This is a genomic window from Bdellovibrio bacteriovorus str. Tiberius, assembly GCF_000317895.1.
In the GTDB taxonomy this organism is placed as follows: Bacteria; Bdellovibrionota; Bdellovibrionia; order Bdellovibrionales; family Bdellovibrionaceae; genus Bdellovibrio; species Bdellovibrio bacteriovorus_F.
The window spans coordinates 2,865,389-2,882,607 of record NC_019567.1; the positions used below are offsets into that span (position 1 = coordinate 2,865,389).

General features: G+C 50.2%; 18 protein-coding genes and 1 tRNA gene. 9 read left to right on the top strand and 10 right to left on the bottom strand.

Annotated features, from left to right (window positions below):
• Positions 1-2: 2 nt before the first annotated feature.
• The 7 genes from BDT_RS13625 to BDT_RS13655 all read right to left on the bottom strand — a co-directional run bounded on the left by BDT_RS13625 (position 3) and on the right by BDT_RS13655 (position 7,633).
• Positions 3-1,988, bottom strand: coding sequence for a BatD family protein (locus tag BDT_RS13625; protein ID WP_015091828.1), 1,986 nt, complete (start codon positions 1,986-1,988; stop codon positions 3-5).
• Positions 1,972-2,751: a tetratricopeptide repeat protein gene (locus BDT_RS13630; protein ID WP_235046131.1), complete on the bottom strand. Its 780-nt coding sequence runs from the start codon at positions 2,749-2,751 to the stop codon at positions 1,972-1,974. The genes BDT_RS13625 and BDT_RS13630 overlap by 17 nt, the downstream gene beginning before the upstream one ends.
• Before the next feature lie 68 nt (positions 2,752-2,819).
• On the bottom strand, positions 2,820-3,884 hold the full coding sequence (locus BDT_RS13635) for a vWA domain-containing protein (protein ID WP_015091830.1): 1,065 nt from the start codon (positions 3,882-3,884) through the stop codon (positions 2,820-2,822).
• A complete protein-coding gene (locus BDT_RS13640) occupies positions 3,884-4,894 on the bottom strand; it encodes a vWA domain-containing protein (RefSeq protein ID WP_015091831.1) in 1,011 nt (336 codons plus the stop codon). The genes BDT_RS13635 and BDT_RS13640 overlap by 1 nt, the downstream gene beginning before the upstream one ends.
• On the bottom strand, positions 4,891-5,790 hold the full coding sequence (locus BDT_RS13645; RefSeq protein WP_015091832.1) for a hypothetical protein: 900 nt from the start codon (positions 5,788-5,790) through the stop codon (positions 4,891-4,893). Before BDT_RS13645 ends, BDT_RS13640 begins: the two co-directional genes overlap by 4 nt.
• Entirely contained in the window at positions 5,790-6,659 is an 870-nt protein-coding gene (locus BDT_RS13650) for a DUF58 domain-containing protein (protein WP_015091833.1), read from the bottom strand. Before BDT_RS13650 ends, BDT_RS13645 begins: the two co-directional genes overlap by 1 nt.
• Positions 6,659-7,633 (bottom strand): AAA family ATPase, encoded by a 975-nt coding sequence (locus BDT_RS13655; protein ID WP_038451994.1) that lies wholly within the window; start codon positions 7,631-7,633, stop codon positions 6,659-6,661. The genes BDT_RS13650 and BDT_RS13655 overlap by 1 nt, the downstream gene beginning before the upstream one ends.
• 158 nt (positions 7,634-7,791) lie before the next feature.
• On the opposite strand from BDT_RS13655, the gene BDT_RS13660 reads away from it, so the two are divergent.
• From BDT_RS13660 to BDT_RS13680, 5 genes are all read left to right on the top strand, one after another.
• Positions 7,792-8,604 carry a M48 family metalloprotease gene (locus BDT_RS13660; RefSeq protein ID WP_015091835.1) on the top strand — a complete coding sequence of 271 codons (813 nt, stop codon included), beginning with the start codon at positions 7,792-7,794 and terminating at the stop codon, positions 8,602-8,604.
• Positions 8,605-8,648: 44 nt separating this feature from the next.
• Positions 8,649-8,897: a DUF1844 domain-containing protein gene (locus BDT_RS13665; protein WP_011165185.1), complete on the top strand. Its 249-nt coding sequence runs from the start codon at positions 8,649-8,651 to the stop codon at positions 8,895-8,897.
• Positions 8,898-8,937: 40 nt separating this feature from the next.
• A complete protein-coding gene (locus BDT_RS13670; RefSeq protein WP_015091837.1) occupies positions 8,938-10,365 on the top strand; it encodes a trypsin-like peptidase domain-containing protein in 1,428 nt (475 codons plus the stop codon).
• Between the two features lie 291 nt (positions 10,366-10,656).
• On the top strand, positions 10,657-10,983 hold the full coding sequence (gene spoVG, locus BDT_RS13675) for a septation regulator SpoVG (RefSeq protein ID WP_011165187.1): 327 nt from the start codon (positions 10,657-10,659) through the stop codon (positions 10,981-10,983).
• 267 nt (positions 10,984-11,250) lie between these two features.
• A tRNA-Gln gene (locus tag BDT_RS13680) sits at positions 11,251-11,326 on the top strand.
• A gap of 239 nt (positions 11,327-11,565) precedes the next feature.
• Here the strand turns inward: BDT_RS13680 and BDT_RS13685 are convergent.
• On the bottom strand, positions 11,566-12,219 hold the full coding sequence (locus tag BDT_RS13685) for a hypothetical protein (protein WP_015091838.1): 654 nt from the start codon (positions 12,217-12,219) through the stop codon (positions 11,566-11,568).
• Positions 12,220-12,443: 224 nt separating this feature from the next.
• On the opposite strand from BDT_RS13685, the gene BDT_RS13690 reads away from it, so the two are divergent.
• From BDT_RS13690 to BDT_RS13700, 3 genes are all read left to right on the top strand, one after another.
• Positions 12,444-13,292, top strand: a complete 849-nt coding sequence (locus BDT_RS13690; RefSeq protein ID WP_015091840.1) for a TIGR02147 family protein — start codon at positions 12,444-12,446, stop codon at positions 13,290-13,292.
• A gap of 169 nt (positions 13,293-13,461) precedes the next feature.
• Entirely contained in the window at positions 13,462-13,824 is a 363-nt protein-coding gene (locus BDT_RS13695; RefSeq protein ID WP_015091841.1) for a hypothetical protein, read from the top strand.
• Positions 13,825-13,920: 96 nt separating this feature from the next.
• Positions 13,921-14,187: a hypothetical protein gene (locus BDT_RS13700; RefSeq protein ID WP_015091842.1), complete on the top strand. Its 267-nt coding sequence runs from the start codon at positions 13,921-13,923 to the stop codon at positions 14,185-14,187.
• Position 14,188: 1 nt separating this feature from the next.
• Here the strand turns inward: BDT_RS13700 and BDT_RS13705 are convergent, their stop codons facing one another.
• A complete protein-coding gene (locus BDT_RS13705) occupies positions 14,189-14,755 on the bottom strand; it encodes a TetR/AcrR family transcriptional regulator (protein ID WP_015091843.1) in 567 nt (188 codons plus the stop codon).
• Positions 14,756-14,804: 49 nt separating this feature from the next.
• Here BDT_RS13705 and BDT_RS13710 point away from each other — a divergent pair, with 49 nt between their 5' ends.
• Positions 14,805-16,334 carry an MFS transporter gene (locus BDT_RS13710; protein ID WP_015091844.1) on the top strand — a complete coding sequence of 510 codons (1,530 nt, stop codon included), beginning with the start codon at positions 14,805-14,807 and terminating at the stop codon, positions 16,332-16,334.
• Here the strand turns inward: BDT_RS13710 and BDT_RS13715 are convergent.
• Entirely contained in the window at positions 16,282-17,208 is a 927-nt protein-coding gene (locus BDT_RS13715) for a hypothetical protein (RefSeq protein ID WP_041577877.1), read from the bottom strand. The two genes, BDT_RS13710 and BDT_RS13715, sit on opposite strands and share 53 nt — an antisense overlap.
• Between the last annotated feature and the right edge of the window lie 11 nt (positions 17,209-17,219).

The following is a 17,219-nucleotide window of genomic DNA, read 5'->3' on the forward strand; positions in this document are numbered from 1 at the left end:
TTCTATTTCTCCTCGACCGCGGATACCACCGCGTTCAGAACTTTTTTAGCATGATCCACTTGGGATTTCATGGTTTCTTTTTCTTTCATTTTGCCCAGCATCTCTTCCGGAGCAAAACTCAAGGTCTGGAAGAACTCAAAACTTTTTGCGATAGCATCACCGTGATCACGACGAATACTTGGCGGAATGACTTCCAGCAGACGTTCAATTTCCATCGCCGCCCCGCCGGTCCCGGACACTTCACCCAGAACGGTGTAGAACGTGTTGGTCATTTCCACACCCACTTTGCGGTAATCAGTTTTACCCAAAGCGGTATCGACAACTTTGAAGCGTTTTTGCACCAGTTCTTTCAAAGTACGACGACGACGACCCCAGCCGAATTCACGCTGTGCTCTGACCAGCAATAACAAAGACGCTACAGAATACAATACGGCCCACAACCATGGACGATAAAGGACGCTGGCTTCAGCCGCTGGCTGCCACTGCATCAATGGATCTGGCAGACGGTTTTCAGCCACTTTCGGGGCATCCGCTTTTTTACCGGCATCCGCCATACGTGAAGAAGAACCCACCGGCGCATTTGGATTGTTCGAAACCGTCAAATTGATCGGCTGAGTCGTGCGTGTGTAGTACTTCTTGGTCTGAGGATCAAACATGCTGACACTCAAGCCCGGCAGAACCATCTGGCCTTCCTGACGAGGAATCACCAGCACTTCAAATTCCTTGTAGCTGCGCCCGTTTTTAAAGAACTTGGATTCAGATTTGCTGTCGTACTGTTCCAACCCCGTTGGCAGGTTCAAAGCCGGAAGATCAATCATCTTCGCATTGCCTGCACCCTCAAAGCGGATTTTCAGACTGAATGGCTGATTCACCAGAACCTGCGGATTTTCCACGGAAGCATGCAGTTCAAACTGTCCCACGGCTCCGGTAAAGTCCGAGGGACGCCCTTCCACCGGCAAAGGTTTTACTTTGACGGGAACGGCGGCAGAGCTCTTCGTGTATTCATACGGCTTGCCATAGAATCCGAACCCTTGAGTCGGCAGACGCACGCGGGATTTGATTTTGTATTCATCAATTGTCGCAGTACCCGGTTTGATCGGGAACAAGGCGTGGGAAGCCAGCAGGGCTTTCTTCCAAGGGGTCCCGTTTACGATCTCTTCCGTGAACTGGATGGAAGGCACCTCTTCAATGATCTCTTTCCAGTAGCCTTTCAGGCTTGGGAACTTCAAACGATCCAGGGTTTCCATCTGACCACGGGTGTAGATGTACCAATTGACTGTGACCTGCTCGCCTTCAAAGACCTCGGTCTTGTCGACTTCAACAGAAATAAAGAAGGCTTCGTTGGGGTTCGTCGGCAGACTGCGGAAGGCGGCTTCTGGCAAGCCCGTCGTATTCGGATAGTCGCCATAATCTTCCTGCTGTTGCGGTTGTTGCCCTTGCTGCTGCAACAGTCTTTGGCGCTGACGCAACAACTGATCAAAAATCTCTTGTTCGGCCTGATCCATGGATTCAAACGGATCATCAAAACCCGGAGGAGCCATCGACGGACGCTTCGGAGGTTTCCCCCCACCCATGCTTTCCTGACCGACTTTGATCACGATGGGTTGTGTGCGGTGAACCTTGCCACCGATCACGACCTCATAGGAACCCACGCTCAGAGTCCCGGTCTTTTTAGGGCTTAGCTGATAGTGGAATTCTTTGCGGCGCTGGGTTTGGAACTGCATCCCGGATGATGTATTGACCAGCTTCTGAGCCACGGCATTGCTTTGCCAGTTGTTCAAAAGATCAAAGCCGTCCAGATCCGGCAAACGTGGGTCCTGAATGTCGACGTCTTCACTGGACGTCACGGCCACGGTCAAAGTGAACGTATCACCAATACCCATTTCGTTGCGGTCCACAGTGGACTGCACGGTCGTTCCGGCGGCCTGGGCAAAAAGCCCGAAGAAAATAAAACTTAGAAAGAACAGGAAATTACCAGTCTTTGTCACGAGGCTGCTCCTTCACATCTTTGCGATTGTATTCAGCACGGATTTTTTCTTCCTGCTGTTTCAATTCGCCCAGGATCTTTTTCACGTCCCCTTCAGTCAGCTCTTTCCCGTTGAACGGACGAGGCTTGTACTTTTGGGACTGCTGAGGGGTTTTACCCTCTTTTTGTTCCTGATCCTTGTCGCCTTCTTTGGGATCTTTTCCATCCTGATTTTGCTGCTGTTGGTTCTTGTCACCATTTTGCGGCTGATCCTGCTTGCCTTCACCGCCGCCCTGTCCCTGCTGTTGTTGGGTCAGAAGCTCGATGTTGGTTTTTACTTCTTTGGAAGAAGGAATGATCTCAAGCGCCTTTTGATAAACCGCCAAAGCCTCGTCCACCTGTTTGGCCTTGCCTAAAAGCTGCGCCTGATTAAAGCGCGCCATAAACACCAGCTCAAAATTCTTGTCAGCCAAGGCAAGCTTTTCGGCCTCGCGATAAGACTGCAGCGCTTTTTCCGCCTGCTGCAAACCTTCAAAGCTTAAACCCAAATTCAAATGAAGCTGACTGACAAAGGGATCATAACGAAGACCTTCAAGATACTTCTCCATAGCCCCCGGATAAGTCTGCCCCGTCAGAGCCTTGTTCCCCTCACGATTCAATTCCAAAGTTTTAAGATGAGGCCTGCCCGGCCCACAGCTTACCATCGTTAATGTCATTCCAATACACAAAGCCTTGGCTGTGGTTCTTGCTCGAAGCAAGTTCCACAGCGAGCCACGAAATGCCATACCTACCCCCTGCCCATCACGAGCGAGGACTGTCCGAAACTTCGAGTAAGAACCACAGCCAAGGCGCTTCATGCTGGAGGTACCTCGTAACGGCCTTTCCAGAACAGGAAAGAGTTTCTGCGTTCACCCAGGAACAGCTCTAGAAGCGCGATGATAATTCCCAACATCAAAACTGTCTGGAAGCGTTCTTCGTACTGGGTGGCCATAGTCGTGTCGAACTGGGCTTTTTCAAGTTTGCTGATGTCTTCCACCAGCAACTTGGTCTGCTCGCCCCCAAAAGTGGCGAAATAGAAGCTGCCCTGACCGGCTTCAGCCAGCGCGCGCAAGGCATCGCCTTTCACGGTGGTCAGAATGGTCTGACCTTGACGGTCTTTTTTATAACCTTTTAAGAAGCCCATGCCGTCACGAACCGGAATAGCGCCGCCTTTTTCCGTCCCGTAAGCCAGCGAGAAGATTCTGACACCTTCACCAGCCATTTTTTTGGCTTCATCCAATGCGCCCTGCTCGTGGTCTTCCCCGTCAGAGGCAATCAGGATCACGCGGGTTACCTTCACGGTTTCATCGGTGGAAACCCCACCGCGCTCGAAAGCTTCTTTGGATATCTTCAAAGCTTCCGTGAAGTTTGTTCCTTGCGAGGACACAGAGCTTGGCTCCAGGGATTCCAGATACATTTTGATCGCGCCCGGATCATTTGTCAGGGGCGACAACAACGCCGCCGATCCGGCAAAGGCCACGATGCCCACTTTATTTCCCGGCATCAGATCCACCAGACGGCTCAGCTCGGCTTTGGCTTGTGCCAAGCGCGAAGGTTTCACGTCTTCGGCCATCATACTTTCAGAAACGTCGACAGCGAAGATGATCTCAACCCCTTCACTTTTGACTTCCTGTTGGGATTCACCCATTTGTGGGCGTGCCAAAGCCAGTACAAAACAAAGCACGGCCAAAACCTGCAAAGTGGTTTTGATTGAACGCTTCTTGCGCGATACAGAACTTGAAAGGAACGGATACAGTCTTGAACCGATGGCGGCTTCCATCTTTTTTCGCGACATGCGATCAAAGACAAAGCCCACGATGATAATCACCGGGATCAGCCACAGATAATTAAATGCCGCAAGGTTTTCAAAGCGGAACATTATGGCACCCTCCTTAACCAGGAACGGCCCAAAAGCAGTCCGGCCAGATAAAGAACCAAAGCCCAAATCAGGAAGGGCGGGAATTTTTCAGTGTAATTCGTAAACTTGTTCACATCGATCTTGGTTTTTTCCAAAGTGTCGATGTCACTAAAGACCCGTTGCAAGGCGCCTTCATTGGTCGCGCGATAGTATTTACCACCGGTGTCCGAAGCCATACGGCCCAGCAGATCCTCGTTCACGGTGCTTTCAAACGGCTGATAAGTCTTTACCTTCTGACCAAAGATATCGCGCGAATACACCGGGATGCGCGTCGGACCATCTTTACCGATACCGATGGAATAAACCTTGATACCGTAACCCTTGGCGATCTCAAGACCCGTTTCAGGGTCGATGGTGCCAGAGTTATTCTCCCCGTCCGTCATGAAGATCATGACTCGGCTGCGGGCCTGGGAATCTTTCAAACGGCCCGCGGCATTGGCCATCGCCACACCCAAAGCGGTTCCATCTTTGATTTTTGCACTGGAAGCACTTGAGATCTCATTCACACGCTGCAAGATCATTTGATAATCCAGCGTTGGTGGCACCATGGTGAACGATTCACCGGCAAAGACCACCAGACCAATACGATCCGAAGTACGTGCACTGATGAACTTGGCGATGGTTTCTTTCGCCGCTTCCAGGCGGTTCAAAGGCTTCATGTCTTCAATCAGCATTGAATCTGAAACGTCCAGACAGATGACGATATCGATACCTTCCACATTCTTGCGGATCTTGGTGTTCATTTCCTGCGGACGCGCCAAAGCGACGATCGCAAACACCAAAGCCAGGGACTTTAAGATCACCGGCAGGTGCATTAAACGGGTGCGCAAGGTCGGCGCCACTGACTTTAGCAGTTCAACCGAGCCAAACTGCAAAGTTGGTGTCTTCTTTTTTCTTTTCCAGAAATTCCAGATCAGAATCAAAACCAACGGCAGCAGGAACCACAGGGCCCACAATGAATGATAGGTCATGAGGACACCCTTTCCATCTTCTCTACCAGAGTGCGGCAGTGGGTGGCCAGATTCAAAACGTCGCTGCTGGAAAGGTTCTGCTTATCAGCGAACGCGTGCTGGTATTCATGGAACAGCTTCAGCAGGCCTTCGCCCGCTTCGACATAGACGTTGCGATGATACTTTTTAATATCCTTGATCACCAGACGCTCGCTCCATTCCAACGCCGGCACACGGAACTGGCGGGTCAGGAAGAGCTTAAACATCTTGTGGGTTTCAACCAGCACCTGATCGATCTCTTCTTTTTTGGCGTCTTTGCCGAAGAAGACCGGATTGGCGCGCTGAAGGCGGCGATAGTTCTGATGGAATTCATGCAGCGGTGTTTGGGCCGAGTCATGTTCACGCAGACGTTCCAGCATATTGCGTCTTTGAATCACGCGATAAATCCTGGTGATCGCAATCAAGGCAATCACGCCCAGGAACACCGCCAAGATACCCCAGTAAAGCATCGGAACACCGATGCTGGCAGGCCCGATGGGGCCGAAAGGTTCCTGTTTTACGGGTTGTTCACCCGGATTTTGCGGCGGAGGCGGCAACACGGAAGTCACACCGTATTGAATCGGCCCCAGGTCCAGCGTCTGCACGCCGTCACTAAGTTGCAGGTTTTCAAATGGAATATTGCCAGCCGTGTACGCGGTGGCCTTGATATCAGCCAATGTCGGCGAACGGAATTCAAAACCCAGAAGCTTGATCTGGTATTTCTGTTCCGGCTTCAGAACAAAATGAAGTTTTTCCTGCTGAAGGTCACGCGGGAATTCCCCGTCACACACCAAAAGAAACTCGCGCCCTACGGTGAGCTCGTTGTCTTTCAGTCCCTCGACTGCGGGTATTTCTGCCTTACACTGAATTAAAGCCATTATCTTCTCTTCTTAAAGAAGGCCACCAAAGGATTTACATAATCCTCGCTGGACTTCACATCCACACGCTCCACCTGAGCCAGGCGAAGCAGACGATCCCGGGCATCTTTGCGTTTGGCCACGGCCTCTTCATACTGGGCACGGAAAGATTGCGAAGACGTGTCGACGGTGACGATTTCCCCGGTCTCTGCATCTTGCACTTCGATCACCCCCATGGACGGCAGTGAATACTCGGCCGCATCGTTCACCACGCAGGCCACGACGTCATGCTTTCTTCCCAGCAAACGCAAGGACTGTTCAAAGCCCTGATCCATGAAATCACTGAATACAAACACCGTCGCGCGTTTCTTCAAGATCCCCTGCAAATAAGAGAACCCGGAGGAAAGCTTCGTGCGATGGCTTTTGGGTTTATAATAGAACAAATCACGCAGCAGACGGTGCACGTGGCCCCGCCCCTTTTTCGGCGGAACAAAGTGCTCAACCTGATCACTGAACAACAACAACCCAATCTGGTCGTTGTTCTTCACCGCAGAAAACGCCAAAAGCGCTGCCATGTGGGTCATGACTTCACCCTTAAAGTAAGGCCCGGTTCCAAAATCACTGGAACCACTGACGTCCACGGCAAGAATCAGAGTCAGCTCACGCTCTTCCTCGAAAGTTTTGATGTACGGCTTCCCCGTGCGCGCAGTCAGCGGCCACGAGATCGAACGAACATCATCGCCCGGAACGTATTCCCTGAAATCCGCAAAAGTCATCCCCTGCCCTTTGAAGGCCGTATGGTATTCACCGGCAAAGAGATTGTTCACAAGTCTTCTTGTGTTGATCTCCAGCAGTTTGACTTTCTTTAAGACCTCAGGAGGCAGACTCACTATGGCACCTCGACCTGACTTAGGATTTCTTTGATGATGTCATCAGTTCTGATGTTTTCAGCTTCGGCTTCGTACGTCAGAATCAGACGGTGGCGCAGAACGTGGTACGCAATGGCCTTTACGTCTTCGGCAGTCACATAACCGCGACCACGCAGGAACGCATGAGCTTTCGCCGCACGATACAAGCTGATCGTCGCACGCGGAGAACCACCGACATTGATCAGATTCGCAATACGGCTCAAGCCGTACTCGCCCGGCTTACGGGACGCCATGATCAATTCCACGATGTAGTTTTTGATTTTGTTATCAACATAGATCTGATCCGCACGATGAGCCGCACGCAAAAGATCCTCTTTCGAGATCACCGGCTGTACTTCCGGTTTTTCGTTCGTGCCCATGCGGTTTAAGATTTCAAGCTCTTCGCCTTTACCCGGGTAAACGACGTTGATCTTGAACATGAAACGGTCCATCTGGGCTTCTGGAAGTGGATAAGTACCCTCTTGCTCCAATGGATTCTGAGTCGCCAGAACCAGGAAGGGACTGGAAAGTTTGTAAGACTCATCCCCGATGGTGACTTGTTTTTCAGCCATGGCCTCAAGCAGTGCGGATTGCACTTTCGCTGGCGCACGGTTGATCTCATCCGCCAGAACGATGTTCGTGAAGATAGGTCCTTTGCGCGGAGCAAATTCACCGGATTTTGGATTGAAGATCATGGTCCCAATCAAGTCGGTAGGCAGAAGATCCGGAGTGAACTGGATGCGTTGGAAATCCAATGAAATGGATTTGGAAACGGTCGCGATGGTCAGCGTCTTCGCCAAGCCCGGCACACCTTCCAGCAGGATGTGGCCACCGGTCAGAAGGCCCATCATGATGCCCTCCACCATTTCCTTTTGCCCTACGACAACCTTGTTGATTTCAGCCATCATTTTATCAATGAATTGGCTCTCTTGCTTGATCGCGGCATTCAGGGCCATGATATCGACTTCACTCACGTTCTTGCCTCCTGAGTAGATGAACCTCTCTATTTCACAATTAAGCTAAAAACTACGCAAGTTTAGAGTGAAATCCCGACGAAAAACTATGCGCCGTTCCTGTACTTGCCAAGGGTCGGGTTTAGTGGGACTAATTTTATATGATCAACAACAATACAAAAGTCTGGATATTCATTCTATCAAGCTCTCTGGCCCTGCTGGTACTTGGCTATCAGTTCGGGGAACGTCTGGGGTTGTTGATTGGTTTCTTCTTTGCGGTTCTTTTGAACTTCTTCGTGTTCTTCTATGGTGAAAGCCGCGTGCTGGCGAAACTGAATGCGCAAAGAATCAAGGGCCAGGATTCCTGGGGTCTGATCGACAAGGTTCAAAAGATGTCAGCCCAACTGTCCATGCCGCCACCCGCGGTCTATATCACCCCGCATGCGTCGGTGAACGCATTCTGTGTGGGTCATTCCTGGAAACGCGGATCGCTGGGTTTCACTGCCGGGCTTTTACAAAAACTAAGCGACGAAGAACTTGAAGCGGTCGTGGCCCATCAAATCTGCCACATTCGCCGCCTGGATACTTTCGCATTCAGCGTCAGCAGCACCCTGGCTAATTCCGTCGTGGGTCTGGGGCAGTTTCTGGACAATCTGATCCCTTACAAGCTTCAGTTCTTTATGCCTGTGCTGTCCCCGATTGGCTGGCTGATCATCAAACTTGTGGTGGTGGAAAAATCCTTCTTTGAAAATGATCTGATGGCCTCTGAACTTCTGGACAGCCGCAACCGTCTGGGTGAAGTTTTGTGGCGCATGGAGGGTCTGGCTCAGACCCAGCCTCTGGATATCCCGGCCTGCACCAGTCACCTTTTCATGGTGAACCCGGAAGGTTTTAGACAAAAGAATCTGTTCCTGAAATCCCACCCGGCCATTGAGGTCCGCTTGCAAAAGCTGATGGGTTATTACCCCATCTGACTTGACAGGATCAGCAGGGAACTCACATTAAAGACGAGGGTCTTATGAACGAAAAAATTGAAGCCTCCTTTTCAGTCCTAATTATGTCTGTTGCATCGTCTGCGATTATGGCTATGGGTCTGGCTCCAAATCCTCAAAACGGCGAAGTGAGCAAAGATAAAAATATGGCTCGCTTTAACATCGACCTTTTGGTGGTCCTGCAACAGAAGACCAAAGGAAATCTGACTGGCGATGAAGCCAAATTTTTGGAAAACTTAATCAGTGATCTGCAAATGAAATTTGTGTCCATGTAAGCACAAATGAAATTCGTGCCAATGTAAGGAGAAACTGTCCATGAAGACGCTGTTGGTTCTTATTCTGTCTGTCGCTATGACCGCTCAAGCCCAAACCACGGGCGCGAAGGAACTCCCGAAAGATCCGCCGAAGATGAATCTGAACGCCGCCCTGCCCGGCAACCTGTTTGTTGAACTGGCCAAGGCCATCAACCCGGCGGTCGTGAATATCTCCACCACGGCAATTCCCAAGAACTCTCCGCGCATGCGCGACCCGATGCTGGATATGCTGGAACAGCTTTATGGCTTCCGCATGCAGCAACCCCAGCAACAGCAACAGCGCCCACAGCAAATGGGCCTGGGCACAGGCTTCATCATCCGTGAAGACGGCCTGATCATCACGAACAATCACGTGATCGCCGGCGCTGACATCATCAACGTTCAACTGAGCGAAAAATCCACTGATGTGTATGAAGCAACCCTTGTCGGCAGTGACGAGCGCACTGACATCGCGTTGATCAAAATCACTCCAAAAGCCAAACTGCCAGTGGCGGTTCTGGGATCCTCCAAAGACGTGGAAGTGGGTGAATGGGTGGCGGCGTTCGGGAATCCGTTCGGTCACGGCCACTCGATGACAAAAGGGATTATTTCCTCCAAAGGCCGCGACATCACTGAGATCAATAAAATTCCATTGCTGCAGACTGATGCCAGCATCAATCCAGGCAACTCGGGCGGCCCGCTGGTGAACACCAAAGGTCAGGTGATCGGCGTGAACTCGGCGATTGATGCAAGAGCGCAAGGGATCGGTTTTGCGATTCCGATTGATGAAGTTAAAGCCATCTTGCCAATCCTTGAATCCAAGGGCCGCATTGCCCGTGGTTTCCTGGGTACGGCTTTGGGTGACTTGGATCCGGAAGCGGCCGAGTACCTGGGGCTGGGTGAACTTCGCGGAGCTGTAATCACGCAAGTGTCCCCGGGCAGCCCGGCTTTGAAAGCTGGTTTGAAGATGTATGACATCGTGACCGAGTTTAACGGCAAGAAAATCAGAACCTCGTTGGATCTGATGGATGCTGTGGCGGACGCCCCTATCGGTCAACCGATCAAAACCAAGATCATCCGCAACAACAAGGAAATGACCTTGAATGTGGTGACCTCTGAACGTCTGGACGAAAAACGCGCGGTTCGTGCGGCGACCAAAACCTACGCGGGCCAAAAAGCTCCGTTTGGCTTGGGCTTCACGGTGATTGATCCGACCACAGAGCTTCGCAAAGAATGGGGCCTGCCGGACGATATGAAACAACCCGTGGTGATCGAGACTGAAAGAAACTCGAACGCCTCGAAGGGTGGTTTGCAAGTGGGCGATGTGATCCTGGATGTTAATAAACAGCCGGTTGACACCGCGAAGGACGTTTTAAAGGCTCTTAAAAAGGGCAAGAACACCCTAAGAATTGCCCGCAACACCCGTATTCAGATCATCAGCATCGAATAGTTTGGCCTTCGGAAATTTTAATAAAGAGCAGTGCTTCAAAGCCCATCTTCGGATGGGCTTTTTTATTTTGGCGCTATATAAGTAAACAGCTGCCTCAAATTGAGGCAGCTCGCGGAATTTCAGAAAAAATATAAAAAAACCCTCGACCTAGGTCTTTAGTTTTTCTTGGGCTCACCGAGAAGAAATACGGACCATAGTTTGGCTCCAAGATTGCGACAAAAAGGCCGGTCAAACGGCTTTTAGAATGAGCAACTGTTATTGCAACAAGAACGGCAACAAGAAAGGGACTGTATGAAAGTCACCGAGGTGAAAGTTTTCCCCGTCAATGAGGACCGGCTGAAGGCCTACGTCTCGATCACTCTGGACAACTGCTTTGTCGTGAGGGATCTGAAGGTCATTCAAGGAACCAGCGGTTTGTTCGTGGCTATGCCCAGCAAAAAACGCAAAGACGGTCAGTTCCGCGATATCGCCCACCCCCTGAATCAGGAGACCCGGGCGATGATTGAAGACCTCATATTTGAGGCCTACGAAAAAGAATTAAAATCCATGGGCGAAACCCTGGTCAGTCTAAAACGCCAAAAAGCTCCTGGGAGCGACTACGGCAACGACGATTACTAGGTTCGACTTGATTCACCCTAGGGCCATGGGGCCGGGGTAGAGTTCCCTGCTCACGCACAACTGGCTGCCTAATGTGGAGGCAGTCAGCAGAGGCGGCTTCAAGCAAAACCCCTGGAATATTTAGCCCGTCAGATCCCTGACGGGCTTTTTCATTAAAAGGTTCCCGGTTCTTTTCTAGGCCCATGGCGCATTATCTTTCAACGCATAAAGTCTTTTCTTGATTTTGGGCCGCAATATCCGTAATTTGGGCCTTCGAACGCATCTTGCTGGGGTATCGTCAAGTTGGTAAGACAACAGATTTTGATTCTGTCATTCGCAGGTTCGAGTCCTGCTACCCCATCCATTTTTCCTTTAAAAAATCAGACAACATAGACACTAAGAAACTCGCTTCGGGCATTGCTACGTCTTCGGGGTAGCAGGACTCGAAGAGAGAGAGCGACCCGAGTCGGATGCGACCTAAGGAGCATTTGATTCAGGGCAGACGGCCACGATGGCCGGCTGAGCGAACGGCCCCGGCTCTGGAAGGTTGGGCAGGAGCCCAACCTGGGAAGACCGAGTCCCGCTAGGCCCCTCCTGTTTTTCCTAAAACTTTCTGTCCCAATAAGCGCTATCCCAAGTTTTCAAATATTTTTTTGGAACAACGATTCCCGGGCCACCTCTTGCACTCGACACCATTACGACAGTTCCTCTTTTGGCAAAATCAATGCCTGAAGTTTTCGTCTTGCATGAAGTTCCACCGCTGCGATCAGAATAGACGACTCTCTGACAAACCAAAGTCACTTGCTCTACACCAGACAAGTTTGCTGCAAAAAGAGAAGATCCTCCGCGTCCATACTCGCTAGCACCATCAATAGCTATAAAGTTCGCCTCTTGCTGAAGGTCTGAAAAAAGTTTGCCCACGATTGAGTTATACTTTGGATCCAGATCAGCGACCGCCGGTCCATTGTTTTTGTCTTTGCTAACCATTCTATAGCCATTGCCCAGCTTTAAAAATGCAATATCGCTATATTTCGTTACATCAGCCGGGAACACCCCTCTGTCCATGTCAGATTTGACGACCAGTAAATTATAATTGGCATGAAGCTCCTGAGTGAGCTCATCTAAAGCGATTTCTTCTTCTCCATAATAAAAACGCTGTGCCGAACCCACAACGGCATCAGTACCAACAGTGCCGCCTCCCGCAAAAGCAGATGCAGCAAACAAAATGACAAGCGAACTTAAAACATACTTTTTCACAAGGATCTCCTTCGTTATCCAGAGGACGCGATCTGGCAGCGATTGTTTGTTTTGATAAACACCTAGTGCACCAAGCGGACCACCTTCGCAAGAAAGCCAAAAGGTTTATACGGATAAGAGATGTGCACTTTCTGGGCGGCGGGCTCCGCATTGGAGCCACGTTCTTTTTTAGAGAACAAGAAACTGGACGTCTCAATTTGCAGTGACCTTGTCACAATGTGGATATGAAGACAGCAGTAAAGCCGAACATTTATGACTATAATAGTCTGCCTGGATTTCTAAAAGCACTTTACAAGTATCGCAAAAGCACTGAAGAAGGCTTTTCTTATGAAGTCTGGGCCGGAGAAATGGGAATAAGAAGCCGCTCTTACTTACGCTACTTGGTCTTGGGTGAAAAACCGCCAACTCACTCTGTTATTCCAGCCCTGATCAAGGGACTACAGCTCAATGAAGACGAACTTACCTACATGAACATTTTGGTCAACTTTCAACTGGCTACAACCGATTCAATGCGCACTCTTTATTTAAGAGAAATCTATAAACGCTGTACACGCAATCTGCAGGAAACAACGATCCAGGACATCTCAGCCTTTTTTAGCGATCCTTTAGTGCCCCAGCTGTTTACTTATCTGAGTTTTGCCGATTCACCTTCAAACCTGGAAAGTTGGGCTCAGGACTTTCGCAGCTCTATCGAGCGAATTCAGAACGCGTTAAAGTGTCTGATTTGGCAAAAACTTGTAATCGGAGAAGTCAAAGAGGACGGCAGCACCATCTACCGCACAGAGAATGATTTTTTTAGAATCCCTTCAAGTCCGGACAACCAGCACGTCCGCTCCTTCCATGCCGAAGGACTCAGACAAGCCCAAGAGGCTGTTCGCGGGCCCACAGAAAACAGAAAGCTCTATTCAACTTTCATAGCCTTATCTGCTGACCAATTCCAGAAGGCACAAGAACTGATTCAGGACTTCAACAGCCAACTGCTGGCGATCTTTAATGAAAAAAGTATCACCGGAAAAAAAGTCTACAGGCTTAATCAACAACTCTTGTCGGTTTCAGAAGTCATTAAAGGCTAACTTCTGTTACAGGACTTCCACCAAGCAAATCTCCTACCCTTCCGTTAAAGACGGCTGCCCTCCCAAATTTACAAAACCCTTCCCCTGCAGCCCCACTTTCAAACACTTAATTTGCGTTTCACTGGAATAAACAACAAGTCATCTAGCAACCAAACCCCTGGAGAAACCTTTGAAAACCTTCAAACGTGCCCTGACTGCGATCGCTCTGTCCCTGGCTCCGTTCGTAAGCGCTCACGCCGCTGTTTGCACTCTCACCACCAGCGATACCCCGTTTAAATCCTCTAAAGAACAGCCAGACCGCGAATATGCGACCCTTGAAAAAGGTTCTGCCAATGGAGTTGATTTTTACCTGCGTGCCGCTCACGGCGTGGTTCGCCTGGAGGCTTGGAAATCCGGGAAACTGGTGGTTAGCACCTTTGCTCAAGAAGGCGCTCAGTCCCCTTATGGAGATGCCCTGAACCTAGCGATTCAAACCTCTGCTGGCCCGGTTGAGGCGCAATGTGAAGGCTTCAACGCCCTGTTAGGCTATTAGTAACAGTTAAAACTACAAAAGGGCCAAAACCCCTTGCCTATGCCCCTGTTTTTATGGGACTTTCGCCCGTCATCTCATAAAAACAGGAAATACGTTATGCAAGACTTCATCCCTCCACAACCACCTAAATCCTTCCGCATTGTTCTGGAGCTGTTTAAGTCTGCCAAACGCCTTGATGGGGTTCTGTTAACGGCCATCAAAAACCAAAACGAAGACCTGAACCTGCGCGAGATCACCCGCACCCAGTACAAAGAGCTTTTCACTTCCGGTAAAATTCTGATCAAAGGTCAAAGAGCGACGCCGTCGTCCTCAGTTGCCAAAGGCATCACTTACGTGGACATCCTGGGATTCAAAAACAAATAGACTAACTGCGGGAAGCTTTCTTCCCGTGGCTCATCTCAACCAGGCGCTTGCGGATCTTGCCGATGTCCATCTTGGGATTATAGTTCGTCACCGCCGCAAGCCAGGCGCCATCGGCAGCGTATCTGATAATTTCCAACTGCTGATCTGAATCCGTTTTTGCGTGCATTTTCATCCTTTTCCCATACCAAGCCGCGCTTAAAGCCGAAATCTCGGGTTCAGACAAAAGCAAGGACGAAAAGGCCTTTCCGTACTCACTGTGCAAATCAAGCATCACCTGCACATAAGCGCGGGTGAATACTCCATATTCTTTCGCATCTTTTGCGATCAGCGCATCAATGTCTTCATCCATGCGCTCGATCAAGAAATCCATCATCGCAACAATCAAAGCCCGCTTGTTTTCAAAATGATGAAACAACGCCCCCTTGGTCACACCGGCGGCTTTTGAAACCAAACTTAAAGTTATCGCAGGCACCCCCTGCTCACTTGCAAGCTTGGCTGTCGCCCTCAACAAAGACAGTCTCACATTTTCAGGGTCTTTTTTTCTTTTGGTCTGACTTTTCGTTTTCATTTTTATCCCGGGATTTTATGTGCCTTTACAAACATACCGGACGGTAGGTATGATGTCAAAAGTTATGGAAAATACGCTAAAACACAATAAATGGCTTATTCTATTTGCGGCTTTGCTGGCCAGCTTGCCCGTCGTGATCAATATGACTACTCTGCACGTGGCCATCCCGACACTGACCACATCCCTGCAAGCCAGCGGCACGCAGGTGCTTTGGATTATTGATATCTATGCTTTGATGATGTCGGGTCTGCTGATCCCCATGGGAACACTCGCCGACCGCGTCGGTGGACGAAAGATGATTCTTGTTGGCTTGACGGTCTTCCTCAGCGCTTCGTTCGTTGCTTCATGGGCCTCGTCAGCCAATTTCCTTATTTTTGCAAGAGCCGCCACCGCATTTGGTGCCGCGATGATCATGCCCAGCATTCTGTCGATCATTCGCATTGCCTTTGACAACGAAAAAGAGCGCGCTCTTGCCCTGGGCGCCTGGGCCACGGTGGGCGCGGCTGGTGGGGCCATCGGACCTCTGATCGGCGGCTATCTGCTGACGCATTTTTCCTGGAGCTATGTCTTTCTGATGAACGTTCCTTTGATTTTGATCATCATTCCATTCGGGGTGATGGTGTATCCCAAATCCGCAGTTCAACCTTCCGGCAAGTGGGCTTTTGATCAGGCTTTGTTGCTGATTGTGGGATTGATAAGTTGCATCTATGCCGTTAAATCAGCATTCAAGGCAGACATCAGCATTTTGGAGCTTTCAGGAACACTGGCCCTCGGCGCACTCAGCTTGTTTGTGTTCTTTAGAAAACAAAAGACTTCCGAGTTCCCGCTTCTGGATCTGGAGCTATTTAAGAAACAGGAAATTCGCGTCGGATTGCTGCTGGCTTTGGTTGTTTCAGGAGCCATGGCGGGGGTTGAATTCACCATTGCGCAAGAGCTTCAGTTTGTCTTCGATAAAACGCCCCTTCAGGCAGGTTCGGTCATGCTTCCCTTGATGCTGGCCACCGGGCTCGGAGGTCCCGTTTCCGGCTATCTTGTCGGAACCTTTGGCGTAAGACTTGTCGCAACCGTCAGCCTTCTCGTATCGGCAGCATGCCTGCTAACGCTGACAATCGCAGACTTTGGTTCCATTGGCCCCGTCATTGTCGGCTCCCTCTTTATTCTGGGGCTGTCCTTGGCCATCGGCCTTACGGCTTCTTCCATTGCTATTATGAATGCAGCCCCACCCGAGAAGGCCGGAGCGGCTGGATCTATTGAAGCCGTCGGTTATGAACTGGGTATGGGACTGGGTATTACATTCTTTGGTTTGATGATGTCAGCAAGCTACCGTCATGCGATCACCCAAGCTTCGGAAGTTATCGCCACCTTGCCCAAGCAGGCGACGCTCACTATCGGTGACACCATGATCGCGGCAAAACAGTTTGACCCAAGCACAACCGAAGCCATCCTAGCGGCAGCCAAGACCGCGTTTTCTTCAGCCCATCAGAATGTGCTGGTCACCGCCGGAGTCATGATTGCCCTGGTCGGGATCATTGTTTTTGTTCTGCTTGGCAACCGTGCAGGCGGCCCACAGCGTTCTTAAACTCGTTTTCGGATTTATAGATCGCCAAGGCATTTTCAACCATCTCGTTGGCTGAAGATGCCTGCTGGTTGACTTGAATCAAGGTCTTTAATTTTTGCGCGTCCAAAGAGGCGCGCTTTTCTTTGGCCGTCATCGCAATCCCGGCATAAGCCTGCTTTACGTCGGCCATTTCAACGGCACTGAATTCCGGCAGTGTCGGGTCGGTCCCAATATATACAAAAGCGGTTTGCAAGGACTCTTCCCCACAGACCACATCCAAGTCCGAACGCCATACATATTCGGCCATCATGATGTTTTCATTTTTCAGTGCCTTCTGCAGAAGCAATCGGAAGCGCGCATTTTCAGGCTGAAGAATCATCGCCAAGGTCATCTCAGAAATTCGCATGGAATCAGGAATGCCATTAGCCGCGTCTGCCACCAGATGGCCTTCCTGATAAATAGCTTTAACGGTGTCTTCACTCAGGTAAAGACCACGGGCCAGGCTGATATAGTACGAATCAGGCTTCACCGTGAATTCGATCATCATCTTGCCGTAGCTTTCAGAAATATTCGGGTCGATGGCCAGATAAAGACCTTCCCCGGCAAACAACCCTTTGCTGCCGGAAGCTTTGGACCAAAATTTAGAAGTGGCGTAGGAAATGCGCGTGTTTAAAACCTGCTTTCGCCCTTGAGGCGTCGCCATCAAGGCTTGGGCGGCAGGTGTGCCTTCCTGATAGATATCGAAGTAATGATAAAGCCGCTGTTCATGACCAAACGTCACCTTGGCATTTCTCAGATCCCGCGCAAGCAACGCCTCGGCCGAAGCGGCAAAAGATTCTGCACCCAAAATGAGGCCTAGTGCTATGATAATCAGGAACTTGCCAAGCTGTCTCATAAGCTCCTCTG